Source organism: Streptomyces herbicida (genome assembly GCF_032656585.1).
GTDB lineage: Bacteria > Actinomycetota > Actinomycetes > Streptomycetales > Streptomycetaceae > Streptomyces > Streptomyces herbicida.
The window spans coordinates 48597-54998 of record NZ_JAUYWJ010000042.1 but is presented as its reverse complement, the minus strand read 5'-3'; the positions used below and the strand labels follow the sequence as shown (position 1 = coordinate 54998).

Annotated in this window: 5 protein-coding genes and 1 pseudogene; 4 read left to right on the top strand and 2 right to left on the bottom strand. The window is 69.6% G+C overall.

Features of this window, described 5'->3' with window-relative positions:
* The 3 genes and pseudogenes from Q8A52_RS46590 to Q8A52_RS46580 all read left to right on the top strand — a co-directional run.
* Positions 1-221: pseudogene (locus tag Q8A52_RS46590) on the top strand (potassium-transporting ATPase subunit B); the annotation flags it as partial.
* Between the two features lie 5 nt (positions 222-226).
* A complete protein-coding gene (locus tag Q8A52_RS46585) occupies positions 227-895 on the top strand; it encodes a potassium-transporting ATPase subunit C (protein ID WP_316764350.1) in 669 nt (222 codons plus the stop codon).
* 233 nt (positions 896-1128) lie between these two features.
* A complete protein-coding gene (locus Q8A52_RS46580; protein WP_408649381.1) occupies positions 1129-2946 on the top strand; it encodes an APC family permease in 1818 nt (605 codons plus the stop codon).
* Positions 2947-3187: 241 nt separating this feature from the next.
* Here the strand turns inward: Q8A52_RS46580 and Q8A52_RS46575 are convergent, their stop codons facing one another.
* Together Q8A52_RS46575 and Q8A52_RS46570 are read right to left on the bottom strand one after the other, a co-directional pair.
* Positions 3188-3394, bottom strand: coding sequence for a DUF5999 family protein (locus Q8A52_RS46575; protein WP_316764346.1), 207 nt, complete (start codon positions 3392-3394; stop codon positions 3188-3190).
* A 341-nt stretch (positions 3395-3735) separates the two neighbouring features.
* Entirely contained in the window at positions 3736-4320 is a 585-nt protein-coding gene (locus tag Q8A52_RS46570; protein WP_316764345.1) for a hypothetical protein, read from the bottom strand.
* Between the two features lie 557 nt (positions 4321-4877).
* On the opposite strand from Q8A52_RS46570, the gene Q8A52_RS46565 reads away from it, so the two are divergent.
* Complete coding sequence (locus Q8A52_RS46565; protein WP_316764342.1) at positions 4878-6395, top strand: glutamate--cysteine ligase; 1518 nt, start codon at positions 4878-4880, stop codon at positions 6393-6395.
* Positions 6396-6402: the final 7 nt, after the last annotated feature.

Below are 6402 nucleotides of genomic sequence, written 5' to 3'. Positions count from 1 at the left end.
CCTCGCCCGACTCCGCGATCCTGTCCGCGGTCATCTTCAACGCGCTGATCATCGTCGCGCTCGTGCCGCTGTCTCTGAGGGGCGTGCAGTACAAGCCGGTGAGCGCGGACCGGATGCTCCGCCGCAACCTCACGATCTACGGCATCGGCGGGCTGATCGCCCCCTTCATCGGTATCAAGATCATCGACATGATGATCTCCCTCATTCCCGGGATCGGCTGAACGCCATGAACAACTCCGTTAGCAACACCGCCCGGTTGCTCTGGGCGGGCCTGCGAGCCCTTCTCGTGCTGACCCTGGTGACGGGTGTCATCTACCCGCTGGTTGTCACCGGCATCGCCCAGGGGCTGTTCAACAACAAGGCGAACGGCTCCGAGAGCAAGGCGGACGGCAAGGTCGTCGGCTCCTCGCTCATCGGCCAGGCCTACAACCTGCCGCTGAAGAAGGGCCAGGAGACCCCCGAGCCCGACCTGAAGTGGTTCCAGGGCCGGCCGCAGAACGGCCTCGGCGCCAACAGCGTCAACCCCCAGTACAAGCTGATCCTGTCCGGCGCCACCAACCGTTCCGGTGACAACGCCGACCTGATCAAGTGGGTCAAGGACGCCAAGGCCGCGGTGGTCAAGGACAACTCGGTGGCCGGCTACACGGTCAAGCCCTCGGACGTCCCCGCCGACGCGGTGACCTCCTCCGGCTCCGGCCTGGACCCGGACATCTCCCCGCAGTACGCGCAGATCCAGGTCCACCGGATCGCCGAGAAGAACGGCCTGCCCGTGGCCAAGGTGGAGAAGCTCGTGAAGGACCACACCGAGGGCCGCACCCTCGGCTTCATGGGCGAGCCCCGCGTGAACGTCCTCGAACTCAACATCGCGCTCAAGGAACTGATCAAGGGCAACTGATGACCCGAGTGCTGGTCGTGGAAGACGACCCACAGCTCGTACGGGCACTCGTGATCAATATGCAGGCACGCCAGTACGGAGTGGACGCGGCGCCCGACGGCGCCACGGCCCTCCGGCTGGCGGCCGCGCGTCAGCCGGACGTGGCGACCCGCCCGGGCCCTGCCGGAGGGCGCGCGGACGTCTCGCCGCTGAGACTGGTGCCGATCGTCCGACCCGGCCGTGGTGAGGTCCCGATGGCATATGGCCTGGCACATCGTCAGCTGAGACCCAGGGTTCCGCTGCGCCCCGGCGAAGGGGAGAAGCACCACCTCACCAGCCTGGAGGGCCTGGCCGCGCTGTCCCTGGACGCGCTCAGTTCGGTGGCGTACGGTCCCGAGGCGATCGTGCTGGCGCTCGTGGTCGCGGGGACCGGGGCGCTGACGGCCACGCTGCCGATCACGCTGGCGATCGTCTTCCTGCTCGTGGTCCTCGTGATCTCGTACGGCCAGGTGATCGCCGTACACCCGGACGGCGGAGGCGCCTACGCCGTCGCGAAGAAGGACCTCGGCGCGACCGCCAGCCTGCTGGCCGCGGCCAGTCTGGTCGTCGACTACGTCCTCACCGTCGCCGTCAGCCTCACCGCCGGAGCGGACGCTCTCGCCTCCGCGTTTCCCGCCCTCGCCGGGGACAAGCTCTGGGTGTGTCTGGCGGGCCTCGCCCTGCTGACGGCCGTGAACCTGCGGGGCATCGCCGAGAGCGCCCGGGTGCTCATGCTCCCCGCCGCGCTGTTCGTCGTGTCCATCCTCGGTGTCATCGTCCTCGGACTCCTGCGCACGCACCCGGCGGCCGTCGTCGGCACCGCGGAGTCCTTCCCGGCGCAGGAGTCGCTCGGCCTGCTGCTGATCCTCAAGGCGTTCTCGTCCGGCTGTTCGGCCCTGACGGGCGTCGAGGCCATCGCCAACGCCGTGCCCACCTTCCGCACCCCGCGCGTCCGGCGCGCCCAGCGCACCGAACTCATGCTCGGCGCGCTGCTCGGGACGATGCTCATCGGCCTCGCCGTACTGATCCGCCGCGACCACGTGGCCCCGCGCGGAGACGTCACCGTCCTGGCCCAGCTCACGGCCGGCGCCTACGGCGACGGCTGGGCGTACTACGCCACGAACATCCTCGTCACCCTGGTCCTGGGGCTCGCCGCCAACACCAGCTTCGGCGGGCTGCCGATCCTGATGAGCCTGCTCGCCCGCGACCACCGTCTGCCGCACCTGTTCGGGCTGCGCGCCGAGCGTCCCGTCTACCGCTACGGCGTGCTGGCCCTGGCCCTGCTCGCCGCGCTGCTGCTCGTGGCGACCGGCGCCGACACCCACCGGCTGATCCCGCTCTTCGCGATCGGCGTGTTCATCGGCTTCACCCTCAGCCAGCTCGGCCTCGTCCGGCACTGGGCCACCGAGAGACCCGCCGGATGGGCACACCGCGCCCTGATCAATGGCACCGGCGCGGTGCTGACCACCCTGGCCGGGCTCATTCTCCTCAGCACCAAGTTCCTGGAAGGGGCGTGGGTGGTCGTGGTCGCCGTACCGCTGATGATGCTGCTGTTCGCCCGCATCGAGCGCTACTACACGACCGTCGGCAAGGAACTCGGACTGGGCCGGGTCCCCGAACCGCCCGACCGGCGCACCGGCAGCCTGGTGATCGTCCCGCTCGGCGAGGTCAGCAAACTCGCCCGCCACGCCATCACCGCCGCCCTGGCGCTGGGCGACGAGGTGGTCGCGGTCGCGGTGCACGCGGACCCGGAGAAGACCCGTGCGCTGGAGGAGGCCTGGGACCGCTGGAACCCCGGTGTACGCCTCGACGTCATCGACAGCCCGCACCGCTCCCTGGTCCAGCCGATCGTCGACTACGTGCAGCGGGTCGCCGGGGACGGACGCCAGGTCGCCGTCCTCATCCCCGAGGTGGAGCCGCAGCACCGCCGTTACGAGATCCTCCAGAACCAGCGCGGCCTGCTGCTGGCGACCGTGCTGCGGGCCCGTACCGATGTGGTGGTGTGCATGCTCCCGTACCGGCTGAATGTCTGAGGCGGCCGGTGCGGCGGCGGCCGACGGCGTACCCCGTGCCATCCGGGCCGGTCACGCTCGTCGTCGACATCCGGACCCCGGACGCGCAACCGCACGGCGGCGAGGGGCGGTCCCGACACGGTCGCCTTCCGACTACGAGGAGTAGTCACCCCCGGACACGCGTCGGGGCCGGTGCGCACCGGGACGTGCGAGCCGGCCCCTCATGTCGCCGGGCGGAGCGGCGGACCGCCCGGGGTGGTGCTCAGGCGGCCGTCATCACCCGGTCGGCACCCAGCGGGCGGTGCGGGGCGATGATCTGGCCGTCCGGCAGGAGCTCACCGGTGTCCTCGAAGAGCAGAACGCCGTTGCACAGCAGGCTCCACCCCTGCTCCGGGTGGTGCGCCATGAGTCGGGCGGACTCCCGGTCGGCGGATTCGGCTGTCGGGCACGGCGGCTGGTGCTGGCACATTGATGGGATCTTTCGCTGTGTTGTGGTCATGTCCGTCCCCCGTTGCGATTAAGTCGGTCGGAACCCAGTGTTGCTCTCCGGGCGTCAATCCGCAGGGATTTCGCAGCACCGCTTCTTCACAGGTTGATGACGCATCGGCCGCGTGACTGGTTCATCCCAACTGGGCAGCCACTTCGGGTGGTTCTGGATGGCCGGATGGGGCTAGTCCGGTCGGGCCGGACGCCTTTTCGGCTCGTCGGAGCGCATTATTGCTCGTACGAGCGGGGGAGTGAGTAATAGCCGCAGGAAATGCAGACGTACCCCGCCTCCGGAAATTGGAAACGGGGTACGAAAGGGGTGTGTCAGGCAGGTGTGCCGAGCAGCGGCACAGGAGTCACCCGATGGGTCAGCACCGGAAGCAGCTCGGCGACCCGGTGCGGGCGGTGGGCCGCGATGCCCGGCGGTGCCGGCGCCAGCGGGACGAGGAGGTCCGCGGCCGCCGGATGGCCCTCGGCGCCGTCCGCCGCGCAGTCGCCGTGCAGCCACAGTGTGAGCATGTACAGGCCGGGTACCGAGAGCAGGCGGGGCTGGTAGGGCTGTTGCATGGTCTCGGCCTGGCGCAGGGCGCGTTCCGTGGAGGCGACGTAGGGGCCCTCGAAGAAGTGCGAGAACGCCCAGCCGTCCGGCATCAGCCTGGTCTCGGCCGCGGCCACCGAGCGATCGCCGCACCGGATCAGGAAACGCCACCCGGTGAGCCGGGTGGCGGACACACCCTCGGGAGTGATCCGGTCCAGCACATGTACGGGCAGCGGGAGTTCGGGTGTGGCGGGTCCCTGGGCGTTGCGCAGGGAGGGGGTTCGGGCCTCGCGGACCGCGGTGGGGGAACCGAGGGCCGTGAGGACGGAGCGCAGTGCGGGCGCGGGGGCAGGGGGGACTTGCAGCGGCATGGTGGGTCGCCTCTCATTCGACAGGCGCGACGGCGCGAGGGAGGGGGGCGGACGGCGCTGTCAGCTCGATGGGGTCAGAGAGGCCGGGGCCCGGGTCGGTGAGCGAGGGTGCGGGTGAGGCCTGCCGCACGTCACCTTGACGGCAGGAACCAGGACCGTGGGCGCCAACCTTCTGCCTTGTTCGCGGAGTTTATACGACAGGTGTTCACGTGATGTTTCCACTAGCTGTTTCCAGCATCGCGAACAAGGCTCTATTCAGCCGTTGATTCGCGGGAATCATCCCGATTCCCCGCCCGGTGGACTCCCGCTGACCTCGGAATACGCTTCAGGTGCGGTCGGCCGAATGTCGTCGGCGTTTTTCACGAGGCTCTCGGGGCACCCGAAGTTGCGTGATGCCCCATGCCTCGTGAATGTGCCGCGCGGCACATTCCAACAGAGTAGCGGGCGCCGGGTCTCCGTGGGACGTTATCGATCGCCTCGGCTGGGCATCATCCCACCTGACCCGGGACACCCGGCGGCCGGATCCTCGGCCCGCCCGATCGAGGAGGGACGCTTCGATGGGGGAGAAGGTCGTGGCAGGTGCGTTCGACCTGTCCGATCGCCAGCGCTACCGGGAAAAGCTCCGGCAGTGTCTGACGGGACTGGAGCGGCTGCTGGTGGAGAAACGGTTCGACCGCCCGAAGAATCTCATGGGCGTCGAGATCGAATTGAATCTCGCCGGTTCCGACGGTATGCCGAGAATGCTGAACGGCCAGGTACTCGAACGCATCGCGAGCCGTGATTTCCAAACAGAACTCGCCATGTTCAACTTGGAAGTCAACATAGCCCCACACCGCCTGGGCGGCCGGGTATTCGACCGGCTGGCCGAGGAACTGCGGACCTCGCTGGCGTACGCGGACCGCAAGGCGGGGGAGCTGGACGCCGGGATCGTGATGATCGGCATTCTGCCCACGCTCGACCGGGACGACCTGGTCTCCTCCAACCTCTCCGAGGTGGACCGCTACACCCTGCTCAACGACCAGATCGTGGCCGCCCGCGGCGAGGACTTCGTGCTCGACATCGAGGGGGTGGAACACCTCACCTGCACCTCGAAGTCCATCGTGCCCGAGGCCGCGTGCACCTCCGTCCAACTGCATCTCCAGGTCACCCCCGGCCGCTTCGCCGACGTATGGAACGCGGCGCAGGCCGCCTGCGCCGCCCAGATCGCCGTCGGCGCCAACTCGCCCTTCCTGTTCGGCCACGAGCTGTGGCGCGAGTCGAGGCCGCCGCTGTTCCTGCAGTCCACCGACACCCGCCCGCCCGAACTGCAGGCCCAGGGGGTGCGGCCGCGCACCTGGTTCGGCGAACGGTGGATCTCCTCCGCCTATGAGCTGTTCGAGGAGAACCTGCGCTTCTTCCCGGCCCTGCTCCCGATCTGCGACGAGGAGGACCCGCTGCGGGTGCTCGACGAGGGAGGCGTGCCCAAGCTCGCCGAACTCGTCCTGCACAACGGCACGGTGTACCGCTGGAACCGTCCGGTCTACGGCATCGCCGACGGCGTTCCGCACCTGCGCGTGGAGAACCGGGTCCTGCCCGCCGGACCCACCATCACCGACGTCATCGCGAACGCGGCCTTCTACTACGGCCTCGTCCGCGCCCTCGCCGAGGAGTCCCGCCCGGTGTGGACCCGGCTGCCCTTCGCGACGGCCGAGGCCAACTTCGACGCCGCCTGCCGGGACGGCATCGACGCCCGCTTCGTCTGGCCCCGGCGCGGACGCTACGGCGGTACGGCCGAGGTCGACGCCGTCACCCTCGTACGCGACGAACTCCTGCCGATGGCCGAGGCGGGCCTGGACGCGTGGGGCGTCGAAGCCGCCGACCGGGACCACTGTCTGGGCGTCATCGAGGAGCGCTGCCGCCGCCGCGTCAACGGCGCGAGCTGGCAGTCGGCGACCTTCCACCGCGCCCTGGAACAGGGTCTGTCCCGGCAGGCCGCCCTGGCCGCCACCACCCGTCGCTACCGCGAGCTGATGCACATCGGGGAGCCGGTACACACCTGGCCGGTGGGCCTGCCGGAGCCGGTGCCGTTGGGGTGAGGGCGGC

Bases quoted from the DNA above. Each gene is read 5' to 3' on its own strand.
- Q8A52_RS46585 (WP_316764350.1), top strand. From the start codon at position 227: ATGAACAACTCCGTTAGCAACACCGCCCGGTTGCTCTGGGCGGGCCTG.
- Q8A52_RS46580 (WP_408649381.1), top strand. From the start codon at position 1,129: ATGGCATATGGCCTGGCACATCGTCAGCTGAGACCCAGGGTTCCGCTG.
- Q8A52_RS46575 (WP_316764346.1), bottom strand. From the start codon at position 3,394: ATGTGCCAGCACCAGCCGCCGTGCCCGACAGCCGAATCCGCCGACCGG.
- Q8A52_RS46570 (WP_316764345.1), bottom strand. From the start codon at position 4,320: ATGCCGCTGCAAGTCCCCCCTGCCCCCGCGCCCGCACTGCGCTCCGTC.
- Q8A52_RS46565 (WP_316764342.1), top strand. From the start codon at position 4,878: ATGGGGGAGAAGGTCGTGGCAGGTGCGTTCGACCTGTCCGATCGCCAG.